This is a genomic window from Candidatus Uhrbacteria bacterium CG10_big_fil_rev_8_21_14_0_10_50_16 (assembly GCA_002774875.1).
Classification (GTDB): domain Bacteria; phylum Patescibacteriota; class Patescibacteriia; order UBA9934; family UBA11717; genus UBA11717.
In genome coordinates, this window is the sequence record PCYM01000001.1 from 238533 (window position 1) to 255383 (window position 16851).

Consider the following 16851-nt stretch of genomic DNA (forward strand, 5'->3'; position numbering starts at 1 on the left):
AGATCTTCCAATCCTGCTAATCTCCTGTTATGCAAACATTTTCCAACAAAACATTCACCTTTGTCTCCTACGCATTTGAAACAACAACCGGTGTCATTACCCTTTTGTATGATTTGAACGGCGATACCTACAAGGAGCGCATCACTGTGCCAATGAGCGATATCAATATGGACTGCGTCCCCCAGGAAGATCTTGATCGCGCACTTTTCTCTCTGCACCTCATGGTTGGAATCGGCTATTGGAAAACGTACTGCCCAAAAAACATCGTCATTCAAAGCGGCCAACTCACCCGCACACAGGCGCATTTTTGGAACACCGTCTACACCAACGGGCTTGGTGAATTGTATTACAAAAACGACATCGACTTTCGCGATCAAGTACATTTTCCCTACAATAAAGACTTGGAGGCACTCGTTCCACAGGGCAGCAACGAGCGTAAGGAGCATGTATTGGTCCCCTTTGGTGGCGGAAAGGACTCCGTGGTGACGGCCGAGCTCATGCGCAAGCTCGGATTTACTGTGACCCTTTTCTCCATTCAAGACGCGGCACCAATCCAAGACGCCGCCCGTGTTTTTGACGCCCCACACGTGATTGTCGACAGAGCACTGGATCCAAACATCGTTGATCCCACCTCTGCCGTGCGCACAGACCCACAGGCGTTTAACGGTCACGTACCCATTAGTGCTATCTGGTCCATGATCACCGTTGTGACCGCAATCCTCCATGGTGCTACAGATATCGTGTACTCCTGGGAGCGGTCTGCATCGGAGGGAAACTTGGAGTATCTCGGCATGGAGATCAACCATCAGTGGAGCAAGTCGTTGGCATTTGAACGCTCACTCCAAGCCTACGTAGATACATTCATTACCAAACGCACACGCATCTATAGCCTTGTACGACCATTGAGTGAATTTCATATCGTGCAGCTCTTTACGCGCTATCCGCAGTATTTTGATTCTTTCTCGAGCTGTAATCGCAACTACACGCAGGAGGCCATTGCCAATCACGCGCCGACGTTTTGGTGCAATCAGTGCCCAAAATGTGCGTTTATTTTCTCGCAACTCAATGCGTTTTTGCCGCACACACAGGTGGTAAACATCTTCGGCGAAGACATGTTTGCCAATGACAACTTACTTGATCTCTACCGCGAGCTCCTAGGGATTCAGGGAAACAAGCCATTTGAGTGTGTCGGTGAGGCTAAAGAGGTGGTTGCCGCTATGGAACTTGCCTACCGTCGCGCCGATGCAAACGACGCACCTGTCATGCAACTCTATGCGGGTGAAGTACGAGACACCGTTGAGGATCATGATGCCGTAATCCAAGACTTGCTCACGCCAAGCACGGATCATGCGGTTCCATCTGACATCGTTGCACGCGTGGATTATGCGGCTTAAAGACCTTGCCAACAAACGTGTTGCTTTGATTGGATTTGAGGCGACCAACCGTTCCCTATTTTATGCACTTCGCTCCGTCTGCCCCAACCTCTGGGTAGAGATTCGCGATCTTCGCACCACCGTCACGCTGCCAGAGGACCCGTTTGTTACGCACACACTCGGCGAAACATACCTAGACCATCTACAAACGTTCGACGTCATTATTCGATCACCTGGCGTGCGCTATTGGCCACAGTTGCAAGCGGTGCAATCGCATGTCACCACAAGTCTCAATCTCTTCTTTGACGAGGTACGATCAACGACCACGGCAACGATGATTGGTGTCACCGGGACCAAGGGAAAATCAACCACTGCCACCCTGTTGGCACATGTTTTGCGTGAGGCGGGTAAAGCTGTGACGCTCATTGGCAACATGGATATTCAGGAATGGGATCACCTACACGAGATTAACGACGACACAATTGTCGTGTACGAGATGTCCAGCTACATGTTGGAAGATTTTAACAACTGGCCAGACATTGCCCTCCTGCTCCCCTTATACCCGGATCATATGGACTGGCATGGATCATTTGCCGCATACACCGAGGCTAAATCTCGCATTACGGCTCGTCAAACAAGCGAAAACATGTTGATCTTTCCTGCTAAAAACGCGGAGGCTCTCTCCATTGCAAAACAGACAGACGCCACAACCATCCCCGTGCAGATTGTAAGCGGTCTTCATTGGCAAAACGGTTTCTTTTTTGATGGAACACAGCAACTTTTTTCTACAAACGCGCTCCCGCTCCCCGGAGAGCATTGGTTAGACGATGCACTGCTCGTTCTCGCTGTCGTTAAACAGTTGGACATTCCCTTTGACCGTGCCCAGCGTGCGTTCACCAGCTTCAAAGGTTTGCCACATCGATTAGAGGTTGTGGCAACAATCAACCAAGTAACCTACGTGGACGATGCTATTTCCACCACACCAGAATCAACAATCGCGGCTGTAAAGGCGTTCGATACGGTCGGATCCATTGTCTTGGGCGGTATGGATCGCGGATATGATTATGTGGCACTTGCGCAGCTACTCACAGAACGTCACGTGCCAAACGTCCTCCTCTTCCCCGGCGCCCGTGAGAAATTTCAACACGCTCTTACACGCGCTCAGTTTGCTGGTAGCGTGATTCTTGTGGAATCCATGCAGGAGGTCGTTTCTACCATGGCGCAGTGCACACCCGCAGGGTCTGTGGCACTCTTGTCTACCGCCGCACCAAGTTACGATCAGTTTAAGAATTACAAAGATCAGGGGCAACAGTTTGTGGATTGTGTTCGAAAGTTGTCTTAGATGCTATCACCCTCGTTTGATCGTCATTGCGCGTTTCACGAAGCAATCTATTTATTCTTTCTCTCTCCTTTTTGTTTCGCCAAAAAGGAGGCAAAAAGCATCGTGTCTGTACGGCGTACTCGTGGGGACACGCTGAGGGAACTCGCGATTTTGCTCACGATCAGATCAGCTCTGATCAATCCAGCCCTTCGCCCCCGAGGATATGTGCGTTTTGAAAGACGAAGCCTATGCGGAGAATTATCAAAACACGCATGTCCGAAGATGAGCGAGTTCGGCGAAGGATTTAAGCGTGATGAATAATGCGGTTAAGGTCCCTAGGCGGGCTCGGGATGACGGATGGTTTGCTCACGATCTAATCTGTTTCAGACTTCGTCGGCGAAGGATTTAAGAAATAAAAAACACCCGCGCGAGGCGGATGTTTTTTTAGACACGGTGCTTGTTGCTGCGAAGACTCTTTGCTGCCGTCTTTTTTGCGACACGCTTCAACTTTGGCAATTTTACGCCCGTTGAGGCACTTTTTCCTTTGCGAGACATAGATGTATGTGAGTAGTGATCGTTCCACCCCGTAGATCTACGAGACAGAATCTGCTAATACGCCAGAGTATAGGCCAAGAGACGGGTTTAGTCAAGCCTCTCGCGGACAAAGCGTTGAAACTCCTGTTTCATGCGTAAAATCTCGCGTTCCACCGTTGGTCCATCGTATTCCCCGCTATGCATATTAGAGCCTGCATAGCTGGCCTTTTTTTGATCAAGGTGCAGATCAAACGTTACGACTTTGTCGGTCTCCTTTACATACACATGGAATCGCGGATAAAACTCTCCACCGATTTTCCGCGTATAACTCAACTTCCCCATTTTACGGTCGTAGTGTGGAGAATACCGAGCCGCACGCAATAAGCGTTCGGGTGTTCCCGGCAACGGTTGTGCAAAGTGAATCTTCATTTCTCTAGTATACCAAAACCCCAGACATGCCGGGGTTTTTGCTGTTTACAAGATTGCCTCTTTTGCGGCCTTGCTCAAACGGAATTTTACGACCGTCTTTGCAGGGATGCTGATTGCCTCACCTGTTGCTGGGTTGCGTCCCATGCGTGCGGCACGGTTCTGCTTAACGAGCTTTCCCAATCCTGGGAGCGTCAACTCACCTTTCCCACGAACCTCACCGTATACGAGGTCAACAAACTTCTCGTAACCTTCTGCGGCCTCCTTTTTGGAGAGTCCCCATGCTTCTGAAAGAGCTGCTGTAAACTGTGACTTGGTTAGTCCTGATGCCATAATCTAGCGGTTAAGAATGCTTCTTAGAGGGAGTGTACACCAAACGCTCAAAAACGCTAGGGTTTATCCACATTTGCCATACACGCTCCAAAAAAGCTGTCAACAAAATTAATTTTTAGCGCGATCAGACAATAACGCCGACAAATGTTGCTGAATACGATCGATCGCAAATTCTGATCCGTCTTCTAACTCCAGACTCCAAATCATGGACGTTGCGATCTCAATGGTTTGTTCTTCATTGAACGTCTCAAACCAAGAAATCGTGCTTTCAAGAATCGCGATCGTTTCCATTATTGTTTGTCGCTCCGTTGCCTCTTCGATTTGCTGCCAAATCTGTTGATCTATTAATGGTTGCAGGGCATCTCGCGCACGATCCTTGTCGCCATTAACAAGCGCGTTATACGCATATGTTTCCTGCCGTTGAATGTAGGCAAGCAATGTGGGCTGTACATCGGTCACGGTGAACGACCGATCATAGGCTCGCAATCGCGCATAAAGCGTGGCAACTTGTTCTGCCGCCGCGTCTTCATTGTAATGAATATCCTGGGCATGTGGCGTAGTGGCTGGTGCTGTTCTGTGTGTAATCCGTTTTGTGTCTTCTCGTGCCTTGCTTGTCTGAGCCCACGCGATTAATCCGCGCGCCACGTTATAGGGCATATCTGTATCAATTAGGTGATAGAGCGCAAACTGTGCCGTTTTGGGTAAGGCGTCCACCATGTCGATCCGATGCACGAGCAAATCCTCCAAAAATAATGACTGATTGTAGCTGCGTTGCACATCCCCAAGAGCGTAACTCTTTCTATGACGCAAATATTGCAGGGTGGTGGTTGGATCATAGGAAAGCGCACGTAATACCCCTTGTGCCTGAGAGAATCCCACCAATACGCGATAGTCCACTGGTTGACCCGTGATCTTCTCCACGCGCGACACAAACTCATCGACGCCCAAATATTCACACACGTTGGAGATGTATTGTTCCTTTGCCCAAGCGAGCGACACGACGTCTGGCTCTTCCTCTGGAACCAAGGTGGATTCTTGCGGCAACAACGTCGGCGCCTCACTCTCGGAGACTTCTTGGTTTGTAAACCAAGCCGCTTCTTCTGCCTGCCGCTCTTCTTCCACACGTTTGAGATCCACATCGACGGCGTCCAATAATTCCGTTTGCGGCGTCCAGTGTTCTTGTCGTGGGATATAGCTATACGTTCCGCGTGGGACATTCACAAACTCCACGGTGTCTTTAGCGGTGTCAATCGTGATTGAATGAATTGCGTCGCAGTGAACCTCCTTTGCCCCCTTGCGAGAATCCACCCCCACCACTAACACGGTCACTTTTTCGGGCGTCTCGATATCTGTGTCAACACCCAATAAACCCGCGATTTGCGAGGAAAGGCTCCAAGTAGACCCCTCATCGCACGACTGTGAAGAGCAGACAGGGACAACAAACACCACAACAAAGAGCGTTGTGGCAGCCATGAGAATCGCAATCCATTTTAACGGTTTAGCTGCTTTCATGTGTGGAATTAGCCCCATCATAGCATTGCCGCCGTCAAACCCGCAAAAGACGGTCTCTTCTTCGAAACTCAAACATGTCTCTTCCATAGTTGACAACACTGGCATTTTTTGATATGAATGATAGGTACGTAGCCACAATGGTTGTGGTTGCAATGCGGAGGTGGGACATGACCTACAAGGATCTGCAGGAGCTGTACATGGAGATCGGCCTAACGGCCGATCAGGCCCATGCGGCCATCATGGGCGTCGCGCAACTCATGCTGCGTGCCGCCACCGGACGCGACAACATCCACGCGATCGGCGCCGCGGGATTCATCCCGCGTAAGAGCACGATGGACAATCAGTGCCCCCTCCCCCGGCGGAGGACGGCGACGGCGTGAACAACCTGAACAGCGACAACGTGTCGCCCTGAGAAGAGCCCTCTTCTCAGGGTGGCTCTTCGTTTTTAGGGTATACTGTCCAAAAATGTCTATGCAAAAACTCCTCCTTCTCCTCTGCCTCCCCGTATTCATCCTGTTTGCGCGCCCCGTATACGCACAATCCTCACAAGAGATCCGCGCCACCGTCGACACCATTACCCTCGATGAAACCGTTAACGGGGTTAGACACGTCGTGTTTAGCGCAACAGACAAGGCAGGTGATCAATTTACCGTTGATAGCGGCGATTCCTATCTGCAGGGAATTAAATACAACATTCGCCCCGGACAAGACGTCTTATTGCAACTAGTGGATTTTGGCGACGGGTCACCCAGCACCGTTTTCCTTGTAGACGTCGTCCGTTTTAATGCACTCGTGCTCATCGGTCTCCTCTTTGCCCTGCTCACGATCGTCGTAGGCTACGCGCGCGGTGGGTTTGCGCTATTGGGGCTAGGCATTACAGTTGCCATTCTTTTTGGCTATATCTTGCCGCAAATTCTCGCAGGCCATAATCCCGTCCTCGTCACCATCCTTGGCTCGATCGTCATTCTCGCCGTCAACATGCACCTCACCCATGGTTGGAATAAACGCACCTGGTATGGATTTTTAAGTACCGTTATCGGCCTCTTGTTTGTGTGGGGATTCGCCGAGGTCTTTGTGTGGTTTGCGCAACTTTCCGGTCTCGCCTCTGAGGAAGTTTCTCTGCTCTTCCTCACAACCGATCAAATCGCTCTCCCAACAGGGCTCCTGCTCGCTGGCATTATTTTAGGTGCCACGGGCGTGTTGGATGACATCGCCGTAACACAAACAGAAACTGTTGAGGAATTAAAACAAACAGACCCCACGCTTTCGCAGAAGGATCTCTTTCTTAAAGCCATGAACATTGGACGGCACCACATTGCCTCCGTGGTCAACACGTTGGTTCTTGCTTACGCGGGTGTTGCCCTTCCAATTTTTCTCCTATTTTACCTTCGTGAAGATATGAGCATTTGGCGGTTCATTAACGAGGAGCTTGTGGCTGAGGAGATGATTCGCACGCTTGCGGGCACTATGGCGCTCATCTTACTCGTTCCTATCTCCACGTGGATGGCAACCTTGGTGCACGGAGAATCTGCACACCATTACACAACCGCCAAGAAGTCCGCACACACGCACTAATAATGATACGTCTTGCCGGCTAAAATCGTCATGGCTCGGTAGAGTTGCTCCGTGAGCATAACCAGCGCAAGATCGTGCGGGTAAGTTTGTTTAGACAATGCAAACGTTTTATCGGCAGATCGTTTAACCACATCTGCTAATCCCAACGGCCCACCCACAATAAACGCCAAGTGCTGCGTTTGCTGTTCGGCCAATGTGTCGATCCACTCAGCAAGCTCCGTTGAATTGGGTTCTCGGCCATCGGCGTCCATCACAATTGGACGTGCGTCACTAGGGAGTATCGACGCGATTTTCTCGGCCTCCACCGACAAAACGTATTCACGCTCCTTGGCTGTACCAAATTTTTCCTCCTTCACTTCCAATAATTCCACCTGCGCGAATGGAGATAACCGCTTCAGATACCCGTCCACAAGCTCCTGATGTGGACCGTTTTTTAATTTTCCAACGTGAATGATTGTAAATTTATACATAGAGTATTTTGAAATAGATACGCCCCAACATTCTACCGTTCGTTGACGAAATGAGCGAATTATGGTAAATCCCGGGCATATTTACTCCTAGTATGTCAACGCTTCGTTATAAACTCGCAGAACTTCGTGGACGATCGATTCGCTTTCACAAACCCTCCACCACAACAACAATTGTTAGCCTCGTCGTGGTAATCGTAATGGCCCTCTTTGGATACCGTTATATTACAAATAAGGCCCAAATGACCGAGACATCCGTTACGCCTGCCGTACAGATGATCGCCGTCAAAGATTACCGTGCCAATACAGGCGTGGTACAGGCATCCGGTGAGGTGACATCTGTGGATCAAGTCACCATTAAGAGCGAGGTAAACGTGCCTGTACGTTCCGTTTTTGTGTCCATCGGGCAAACCGTTTACGCAGGTCAACCACTCGTAGAGTTTGAACATGGCGATGTGGATGCACAGCTTGCACAAGCAAATGCTGGAGTTGATCAAGCTCGCGCCCTTCTCAATGTGCAGCTCGCCGGCGCGCGGGCAGAAGACCTTACACGTGCACACCTCGCTGTTACCCAAGCAGAACAATCACTCTACCAGGTGATCGCCGCACAAGATCAAACACGAATTGCAAACGAGGCCGCTATGAGCACACTTACCGCCTCGTTAACCAACGCGACTAACAACAGCATCCGAACGGCGCAACAAGTACTCTCCACCACAACCGATGGATTGGTAACCGTTGCAACGTATCAACAAACCTATTTTAATTGCACATCCCAATCCGTGTGTCATAAAATTGAGCTTGCGAAACACGATGCAATGCGAGAAATTTTTGCGGTCAACAACGGTGGGCAATGGAATGCGGAAACAGTCTTAGCGCAACGAGGTGGGTTAATTGCACGTGTGCAACAGCTTGCAGAAAGCTCACATCCAGATCCAATCGAACTCGATGGTGTGCTAACAGACTTACTCGCCGGGCTGCAGGACACGCGAACCGCACTCATACTCACACGTGAGGGATTTGAATTGCCAGTGGCATTCGCAGCCACGTCAACGGACAAGACAACCGTTGAAACAAAGCGTGCAGCGGTCGATGCGGCTATTACAACCCTCCAAACACAAATCCAAACGTTACATTCCGTTCAGGGAAATGGATTTGTGGGAGGAGACGCAAAATCGCTCGCCGATGAACGCGCACGTGCAGAGGCAAGCCGGCGCGCCACAAACGCCAGTATAGAAATTGCACAAACTGTTCTTGCATCTGCGCGACAAACGCTTGCTATTTTAGAAAACGGACCACGCGACGTAGATCTTGCGTCTCTCTATGCAAGCGTCCGATCGGCCGAGGCCGCACGAGACGCGCTCTCGTCACAATATCGACGCTACCTTATTACAGCTCCCTTTAACGGTGTCGTGGCGTCGCTCCCTGCACGTATGGGAGAGATCATTGGCGCCGGTCAAACCGTGATTTCTCTCATCAATCCTGATCTTCTGGAGATCGTGGCCTACATAAGCGATCAAGATCGAGCCCTTGTGCAGGCTGGCGCATCCGTCACCATTCGCGACACACACCAAGGCATCGTGAGTTTCGTAGCGCCAAGTATCAACCCCGCAATCGGTAAAATCGAACTCCGTATTACGGTCCTTGATCCCAGCGCCACACTCACTATAGGTCAAACGGTTCCGGTCGTGATTGAGCAAACCATCTCCACAACCGATGCTGAATCGTATCGCCTCCCCCTACCATCCGTACGCATTCGACCAGCAGGATCCTTTGTCCTCATTGTCGACGATCAAGGAACTATTCAAGAACAGCAGGTAGAAACAGGTGTCGTGTTTGGAGCGCGCGTTGAGATTCTCTCAGGACTGTCTGTCAATGATTCCATCCTCGCTTCCGTCCGAGGTCTCTCCGTCGGAGATCAGGTAACCATTGACTAGTATGTGGGCATTTTTTGTCACACATAGACAGTTCACAACCATCATTACGATTGCCGTGGTGTTACTTGGTTTTGTCTCGACCATCCAAATTCCAAAAGAATCCAACCCGGACATTGCAATTCCGATCGTGGTTATCTCAACTCCCTTCCCCGGTGCCAACGCCGTAGACGTTGAATCGTTTGTCACGAAACCGATTGAAGACGCAGTGCTCGGACTCGCCGATATCGATGAAGTTACTTCTTCCTCGTCTCTTGGAATGTCGTCCGTGGTGGTGAGTTTTACCATCGGCGTTGACGCGAAAGAAAAACGCGACAGTGTGCAAGAGGTTGTGGACGCGATTTCTTACAAACTTCCAACGGACGCAAACGACCCGAACATCGCACGCGTCAGTTTTGATGATCGGCCTATTAAGGTCTATGCGCTGGGCGGTCCTTATCCGTTAGAGCAACTCAACGAGTTTGCAAAGGACCTGCAAGCAGATTTAGAACGCATCCCTGGCGTCTCTAGAGCACCTATTGTTGGAGGTGCCGACCGAGAGGTGCGTGTTCTTGTAAGTCCGCAACGATTAGACCAGTTTGACCTGAGCTTGTCCCAGGTCACCATGGCCATCTCGCGCGCCAACTCTAATATTCCCGTTGGAACCATTGAGACAGCCAACCAGGAATACAGCGTTCGTTTTGAAGGTCGACTCACGGATCCAACACAGCTCAATGCGCTTCCTATTACCTCTCGGGGTGGTGCAATTATTACCGTAAGCGATGTGGCAACGGTTATTGACGGATACACCACGCGTAACAGTGCCTCGCAACTCAGTCTCGACGGACAACCCGCTGCACCTTCCGTAACGCTTCAGATTGTTAAATCGGATGAAGGCAACATTTTGGATATTGTAAGCGCTGCAGACATCGTCTTTGCACGTGCGCGAGAGAATGATCTCCCACGTGATGTCAACATTGAGGTGGTGGATGATGACGCCCAATTTATTAAAGATGATCTGCGCAATCTGGGAGTCAGTGGACTACAGACAAGTTTTATTGTCTTCCTGCTTATCCTTGTGTTTCTTGGATGGCGGGAGTCGATCTTGGCGAGCTTAACGATTCCCGTCACGTTCCTCATTACGTTTGCCTGTCTCCAATTCCTCGGTTACACCCTCAATTTCCTCACGCTCTTTTCCTTGATTTTGTCGCTTGGAATCCTTGTAGACGGATCCATCGTGATGACGGAAGGGTTACACGCGCACATGCAGTCCAGTATTACACCTAAGCAAGCGGCACTAAAAACCGTTAGGGAATTTAGCGCACCGTTGATTGCCGGGACACTCACAACGGTCTTTGCTTTTGTTCCCATGCTGCTCTCCTCCGGTTTGATTGGCGAGTTCATTAAGAGCATACCGGTAACGGTCAGTATCGTGTTGTTTGCGTCCCTCTTTGTTGCGCTTGCGCTCATTCCAACATTTGGCATGCAGCTTCTGTCTGATCGTATGGCACCATCAAAGCATTTTCAGGGATTCCGACGATGGGCAGTCGCGTTTGGATACAATCGTGTACAACACTTTTTTGCCCGCGCGCAGCAACAACGCGAGCAGATGGTGAAGTATATGCAGGATTGGTACGTTGCATCCCTCTCACGTTTTATGAATCAACCAAAGCGTCGCAAACGGCTCACGCGCCTTCTTGTCGTTGGATTTATCATAAGCATCGCACTCCCAGTGACAGGCATTTTGCAGGTGGATATGTTTCCAGCCACGGATCTTGATCGTCTCTATGTTGATGTCACCTTCCCAATTGGGACACCCTTGGAGATTACCATGGAATCCATGGACCGTATTGAGTCTGTCTTGTCAGAAGACGATCGGATAACCTCCTACCTCATGAGTTCCGGTGCCGGTTCTCCACTTCGTGGTGGGTCTGGCGGGCATGTTGGGTCAATGGTGCTAAATCTCGTGGACCGATCAAAACGTCCAGATAGTCGCGATCTCGTACAGGAGCTTGAGGGGAATCTTAAACCACTTATTCCCCTTGCCACCGTCACGGTCTCACAACTTTCTAATGGTCCAGACTCGGCACTACCCATTGAGATTCTTCTAAAGGGACCCGAGTTGGAAACGCTCGAAGAACTTGCGCGCACGTTTGAATCAGAGCTCAAAACTATTCCCGGCGCTCGCAACGTGTCGACCAGTATCCAAGAAACCGCCGGAGAGTTTGTGTTTGAACTCGACCGCGCAGCGATTGCTCAGTATGGACTCTCTGCGTTTGACGTTGCCTCCGAGCTCCGTACGGCAGCGTTTGGGTCCAAGGCGACCACCATCGCAACCGTTACAGATGACCTGGATGTTGTGGTTAAATATCGCTTTAACGGAAACGACGATCAAGGAACCAAAAATCGCATCACCATTGATCAACTCGCCTCCATCACCATTCAAACGCCAGGCGGAGATATTCCGTTGAGCCGCTTCTTGTCCACGCACCTCACGCAAAGTCGCGCATCCATTTCGCACACAGATGGCGATCGTGTGGTTCGTGTCACGAGTTCCACGGCCAAGGACGTCACCGCCACAAGTATCTTTAATGAGATCCGTGCGCGTATGGAGCACATTGAGATTCCAGACGGCTACACCGTGACGCTTGGTGGACAGGACGAGAGCACACAACAGTCGTTTGCCGACCTCTACAAGGCGATGATCATTGGAATCTTCTTGATTGGTGCACTCCTCGTCCTGCAGTTCAACTCGTACCGACAACCCCTGTTTATCTTGTCGAGTATTCCCCTTTCGTTAATTGGTGTTTTGCCAGGACTCAGTCTTATTGGTCAGCCATTGAGTTTCCCTGGCATGATTGGAATCGTGGCACTCGCCGGTATTGTGGTAAATAACGGTATTATCCTCGTAGACCGGATCAATGAAAATCAATACAATCACCTACAAAAAAGTGACGCCATTCGAGAAGCCGCCGGCGCACGCTTGCGACCGATCCTTTTGACCACCATTACGACCATTGCCGGACTTTTACCTCTTGCACTCACGCAACCGTCCTGGGCACCGCTTGGATTTGCCATTATTTTTGGCCTGTTATTTGCCACCGTTCTCACGCTTTACGTGGTTCCATTGCTCTATCAACGGTTTGGAGAAACCCTCTCTAACCAGGCATAATTATCCACAAACGTGATTGTGCTTGACAACAATACGTATTTGTGGCATAGTCTTGGGGCTTTCTTGTTCCTGTAACACGTAATAAGAGAGTTCGTTTATTCACTCAGTTCGCTCTTACATGCAGAACAAGCTATTTGTTGGCGGCCTACCATGGGCCGTTGATGACGCTCAGCTCGAAGAGATCTTTGCCCCACACGGTGAAGTGACCTCAGCTCGCGTTGTCACAGACAAGTTCACAGGGAAGAGCCGCGGATTCGGATTCGTCGAATTTGCAACAGACGAGCAAGCGCAAGCTGCCGTCGATGCAATGGATGGATCAGAACTTGGCGGACGCACCATCAATGTGAACGTTGCTCGCCCAAAGGGAGAGTAATTCTCGCAAGAGATATCCAAAACACCCCTCACGGGGTGTTTTGAGTTTTCAAGGTTATTTTGCGTCTCCTTGTAACCGGGTGAGCTTAAAATCCCACACCATCGGCTCCACGTCTACCTCGGCCTGGTACCGTGTCCCACAAACATCACAAGTCATCTCCCATATTTGATAGCCCATAGAGAGATCCACGCCTGCCATTCCCGGGAGCGCTCTTACCGTCGCGGGTATTCCCTCACTCTCTTTATCCAAAAAATCGATCGATACCCTGTCGGGGATCGTCGTACACCGCGCACATGCATTCCAAGGAGATCTGATCATAAGGATATTTTTACGTGGGCCATGTATACTTTAACAGATCGATTCGTGGTCAACAGACATCCCCACGATTAGCTGCGCTATCGATATTTTTATAGGTGTGTGGCATAGAAGATTCAAGTATTTTTACGCGTGTTGATACACATCACTGGTCATGTGCGGTTGTACCTAAATAATTTATTTGCTTATTGTAATAACTTTTGATCCAAACACGTACACAATCTGTGTTGATCCTAGCTGCGTGACAAGCGCATCTTCCTTTGGATACGTGTGACCGTGCAAAAGATACCCGGGCGCTTTTTGCTCAACGTATTCTCGTAATCCCTTGTATCCTGCATGAACAGAATCATCTGGTTCATCATTTACCCCAAACGGAGGAGCATGACAGAGCATAACATCTACACGTGAAAAATCACGTAGTAATTCGATCGATTCCTCCTGCGTGTACATTTTGGCAGACGTGTTTTTGTAACGTACGCATCCTTCAAATCCCCCAAACGTAACCCCATCAATCTCCAACGTTCGCAGATGCATATTCTCAATTCCCAGTTCCGTCATGTACATTCCTGAGCAATGATTGCCATAGACGCCTAGTTTTGGGATATCGGTGATCTGCTCCAGCTCGTAAATTTGTTGTTGTTCCAAATCTCCAAGTGTCACGATTACGTCGATCGCGTGTTTTAAGAGGATCGTCTTGATAGGTTGATCCGGCGGTCTGTCCGCAATGGCGAGTATTTGCATAGGATCTAAGTATAGCAAAATATACAACGTAAAGAGTATCTATAAAAAACCTGCACGGGCAGGCTCAACTCAAAGAGGCACTAACGATGTGGGCATCCAGGCCAGCAGCACGGGCGGCGTTTACGGATCACTAAAAAAACGTGATAAATCACGTTTTTTTGCTGGTGGGCCGGGAAGGACTCGAACCTTCGTAGGCAATGCCAGCAGGTTTACAGCCTGCCCTCGTTGACCGCTTGAGTACCGACCCATAGATTGTTGCTTATCCAAAATTCACTGGAGCCACCTATCGGACTCGAACCGATGACCTACGGTTTACAAAACCGTTGCTCTACCAACTGAGCTAAGGTGGCCTCTCTCAAATAAGCAGTGGCATTGTACCCAACAAAAATCCACCTGTCAACGCTCAGTCGCTCCTACGTATACAGGCGCAAAAACCACGGCTCTAACCACAAAAATAGCACAGCAGCCATCATGAGGTATGCTCCCAGTGGAAGATGCATCTGCTTTTTAGCCCGCCCGTGCCCAATCAGCCAAAGAGCGTGCGTAGCCCCAATAACATATCCCAATCCAATGGCAATCAACACCATCGGCCATCCAAACGCCGCGCCCAAGAGCACACCAATCCAGACATCCCCAAAACCGATCGCCCTGCCTTGGGTCACCAGATATTGAAGCAAAAATACACCCCCACCAACAATCATCCCCATACCGGCATGATCTATTGTCAATGGCCAAGAAATTCCAAGAATCCCTATGGTCGCAATCCATGTTTCCGGGACAGCAACAAGTTGTTTCTCTGCGTCTAATCGAATCGCGTACAGCGCGTAGATCACCAAAACTGCTCCAAGCAACGCCGCTCTCAGATCTGTAAATAGCAAACTCGCAACATAGGCGCCGCCCACAAACCCGATCAGTTCCGTCGTGAGATACCACCCAGAATAGATCTTCTTGCAACAGGCAGTCCTCCCGCGAGACAATACGTAACTCACGATAGGAATCAACACATACCACGGCAACACCTCTGCACAAACATCACAGATAGAACGTCCAGTTGTCCAAGAATGCCCCGTTCCTCGCCGCATAACGGCGCACGAGATAGCACTTGCAAGTGCTGCACCCACAACACCTCCAACCAATAGAATAAACCATGTCATAGACAGAATTTGTTTTCTTGTGACCCCACTATACCCTCTCCTCACCCATCCGCCCACCTACACTTGCTGTCTGGCGCAAAATCACCTACCATCCACGCATGAAGATCTCTGGAATCGTCCAAAAAGGGCAACAACGCGCGCGAGATTTTGGCTATCCAACCGCCAATATCCATCTGGACTCATACAATAAGGAGCCGGGCACGTATGCGGCGCACGCAACGGTTTTTGGTTCCACCTATCCCGCGGCCGCCTACATAAGCAAGCGCCACGGAGCCTGGATGTGCGAAGTGCATCTCTTTGACGTAGAAATGAATTTATACGGTGCAGAAATGACCGTAGACCTCCTCTCCCACGTAAGCCCCATAGACCCCTTTGAAAGCAGGCAACAAATGCAAAAAAAGATCCACAAGGATATGCGCGATGTCCGCTTTTTTCACAACCCCTAGTATGTTTACCGGTATTATTAAGCAGCTTGGAACAATTACTTCCATGGATCGTCACGGCGATGATATGCGACTCTGCGTAGAGATACACCCTGTGCCAGAGGTAGACATCGGCGCCAGCGTCTCCAACAGCGGTGTGTGTTTAACGGTGGTAGAAACAAGCAACTCGCGGCTTTCTTTTGACGTCATGACGCAAACCGTAAAGCTCACCTCGCTTGCCAATAAAAACGTTGGCGATCAACTCAATATTGAGACGTCTCTGCGTGTTGGAGATGAAATGGGCGGGCACTTTGTGTATGGACACGTGGATGGTGTGGCGCATGTGACACAGATTCAGCAAAAGGGCGACTCGGTTGTGATGACCATTCAACCGCCAGAGCACTTGATGCGCTACTTGGCACCGCAGGGATCCGTGGCCATCGACGGCGTGAGTCTCACAGTTGCCGATCAACGCGAACATGATTTTGACGTGTCGCTTATTGATCACACTATGAAGGTCACGACACTCGGGCGTCTGACGGTCGGGGCGGCAGTCAATATAGAGGTAGATATGATGATGAAGTACTTAGATCGACTCACCAACGCAAAACCTGTATGAGGCTCCCAATCAGAAAAGCAGAGCAAGAGCGGCTCGAGAACCAGATTGTAGATCATCACATGACGGCCGGTAAGTTAGAGCGGCTCAAAGCGGAACTTGCGCGTTTGCAGCGCGAGCATCCGGAGGCCAAGGAAGAGATGCAACGAACGGCGGAGGAAGGTGACTTTTCTGAGAACGCTGGGTACCAAGATGCAAAACGGCGTCTGCGTGGCATGAATTCTCGCATGCTCAGGTTGCAGGAACGGATTTCCCAGGCGGTTGTGATCAACGACGGACCCACAGACGGCACGGTTGGCATCGGCTCCACCGTTGTTTTAAAAAATACACAGGGTGAGCGAACCTTTAGGATTGTCGGCGCGCAGGAGGTAGACCTAAGCAAGGGTCGCATCTCGCACGTCTCGCCGCTTGGCGCAGCATTGTTGGGCAAACGCCCCGGTGACTCCGTAACCGTGGGTAGCACCGTTTGGGAGATACAATAATTGATCACGTACCGATGCATCTACCCACCACTTACTGGTGGGTTTTTGTTTTTGTATCTCCTTGCCCTTCGATCCCCTCTAACACATTATAATTTATCCCCATTTCAGATATCACTTTTGTC

At 50.1% G+C, this 16851-nt stretch carries 16 protein-coding genes and 2 tRNA genes; 9 read left to right on the forward strand and 9 right to left on the reverse strand.

Features of this window, described 5'->3' with window-relative positions:
- Positions 1-29: 29 nt before the first annotated feature.
- Both COV06_01280 and murD read left to right on the forward strand, forming a co-directional pair.
- Complete coding sequence (locus COV06_01280) at positions 30-1394, forward strand: hypothetical protein (GenBank protein ID PIR48014.1); 1365 nt, start codon at positions 30-32, stop codon at positions 1392-1394.
- Positions 1348-2715, forward strand: coding sequence for a UDP-N-acetylmuramoyl-L-alanine--D-glutamate ligase (gene murD / locus COV06_01285; GenBank protein PIR48015.1), 1368 nt, complete (start codon positions 1348-1350; stop codon positions 2713-2715). The genes COV06_01280 and murD overlap by 47 nt, the downstream gene beginning before the upstream one ends.
- 621 nt (positions 2716-3336) lie before the next feature.
- On the opposite strand, the gene COV06_01290 is transcribed toward murD, so the two are convergent.
- The 3 genes from COV06_01290 to COV06_01300 all read right to left on the reverse strand — a co-directional run bounded on the left by COV06_01290 (position 3337) and on the right by COV06_01300 (position 5604).
- Positions 3337-3657 (reverse strand): hypothetical protein, encoded by a 321-nt coding sequence (locus COV06_01290; protein ID PIR48016.1) that lies wholly within the window; start codon positions 3655-3657, stop codon positions 3337-3339.
- A 45-nt stretch (positions 3658-3702) separates the two neighbouring features.
- Positions 3703-3987, reverse strand: a complete 285-nt coding sequence (locus tag COV06_01295; protein ID PIR48017.1) for a DNA-binding protein — start codon at positions 3985-3987, stop codon at positions 3703-3705.
- Positions 3988-4095: 108 nt separating this feature from the next.
- Positions 4096-5604 (reverse strand): hypothetical protein, encoded by a 1509-nt coding sequence (locus COV06_01300; protein PIR48018.1) that lies wholly within the window; start codon positions 5602-5604, stop codon positions 4096-4098.
- 123 nt (positions 5605-5727) lie between these two features.
- Here COV06_01300 and COV06_01305 point away from each other — a divergent pair, with 123 nt between their 5' ends.
- Positions 5728-7074 carry a hypothetical protein gene (locus COV06_01305; protein PIR48019.1) on the forward strand — a complete coding sequence of 449 codons (1347 nt, stop codon included), beginning with the start codon at positions 5728-5730 and terminating at the stop codon, positions 7072-7074.
- On the opposite strand, the gene COV06_01310 is transcribed toward COV06_01305, so the two are convergent.
- Entirely contained in the window at positions 7071-7544 is a 474-nt protein-coding gene (locus COV06_01310) for a 23S rRNA (pseudouridine(1915)-N(3))-methyltransferase RlmH (GenBank protein ID PIR48020.1), read from the reverse strand. The genes COV06_01305 and COV06_01310 overlap by 4 nt on opposite strands.
- Positions 7545-7636: 92 nt before the next feature.
- On the opposite strand from COV06_01310, the gene COV06_01315 reads away from it, so the two are divergent.
- The 3 genes from COV06_01315 (at position 7637) to COV06_01325 (ending at position 12999) form a co-directional block, all read left to right on the forward strand.
- The gene (locus tag COV06_01315) at positions 7637-9478 is read left to right on the forward strand and encodes a hypothetical protein (GenBank protein ID PIR48021.1); all 1842 of its coding nucleotides are present in this window, start codon (positions 7637-7639) and stop codon (positions 9476-9478) included.
- A 1-nt stretch (position 9479) separates the two neighbouring features.
- The gene (locus COV06_01320; GenBank protein PIR48022.1) at positions 9480-12626 is read left to right on the forward strand and encodes a hypothetical protein; all 3147 of its coding nucleotides are present in this window, start codon (positions 9480-9482) and stop codon (positions 12624-12626) included.
- A gap of 118 nt (positions 12627-12744) precedes the next feature.
- Entirely contained in the window at positions 12745-12999 is a 255-nt protein-coding gene (locus COV06_01325) for an RNA-binding protein (GenBank protein PIR48023.1), read from the forward strand.
- Positions 13000-13053: 54 nt separating this feature from the next.
- Here the strand turns inward: COV06_01325 and COV06_01330 are convergent, their stop codons facing one another.
- The 5 genes from COV06_01330 to COV06_01350 form a co-directional block, all read right to left on the reverse strand.
- Positions 13054-13317 (reverse strand): hypothetical protein, encoded by a 264-nt coding sequence (locus tag COV06_01330; protein ID PIR48024.1) that lies wholly within the window; start codon positions 13315-13317, stop codon positions 13054-13056.
- Positions 13318-13491: 174 nt separating this feature from the next.
- The gene (locus tag COV06_01335; GenBank protein PIR48025.1) at positions 13492-14055 is read right to left on the reverse strand and encodes a metallophosphoesterase; all 564 of its coding nucleotides are present in this window, start codon (positions 14053-14055) and stop codon (positions 13492-13494) included.
- 162 nt (positions 14056-14217) lie between these two features.
- Positions 14218-14302 (reverse strand) — tRNA-Tyr (locus tag COV06_01340).
- 27 nt (positions 14303-14329) lie between these two features.
- Positions 14330-14405, reverse strand: a tRNA-Thr gene (locus COV06_01345).
- A gap of 63 nt (positions 14406-14468) precedes the next feature.
- A complete protein-coding gene (locus COV06_01350; GenBank protein ID PIR48026.1) occupies positions 14469-15209 on the reverse strand; it encodes a hypothetical protein in 741 nt (246 codons plus the stop codon).
- A gap of 98 nt (positions 15210-15307) precedes the next feature.
- Here COV06_01350 and COV06_01355 point away from each other — a divergent pair, with 98 nt between their 5' ends.
- From COV06_01355 to COV06_01365, 3 genes are read left to right on the forward strand one after another with little or no spacing between them, the layout of a single operon-like run.
- Entirely contained in the window at positions 15308-15655 is a 348-nt protein-coding gene (locus COV06_01355; GenBank protein ID PIR48027.1) for a hypothetical protein, read from the forward strand.
- The gene (locus COV06_01360; protein ID PIR48028.1) at positions 15630-16250 is read left to right on the forward strand and encodes a riboflavin synthase; all 621 of its coding nucleotides are present in this window, start codon (positions 15630-15632) and stop codon (positions 16248-16250) included. The genes COV06_01355 and COV06_01360 overlap by 26 nt, the downstream gene beginning before the upstream one ends.
- On the forward strand, positions 16247-16729 hold the full coding sequence (locus COV06_01365; GenBank protein ID PIR48029.1) for a transcription elongation factor GreA: 483 nt from the start codon (positions 16247-16249) through the stop codon (positions 16727-16729). Before COV06_01360 ends, COV06_01365 begins: the two co-directional genes overlap by 4 nt.
- Positions 16730-16851: the final 122 nt, after the last annotated feature.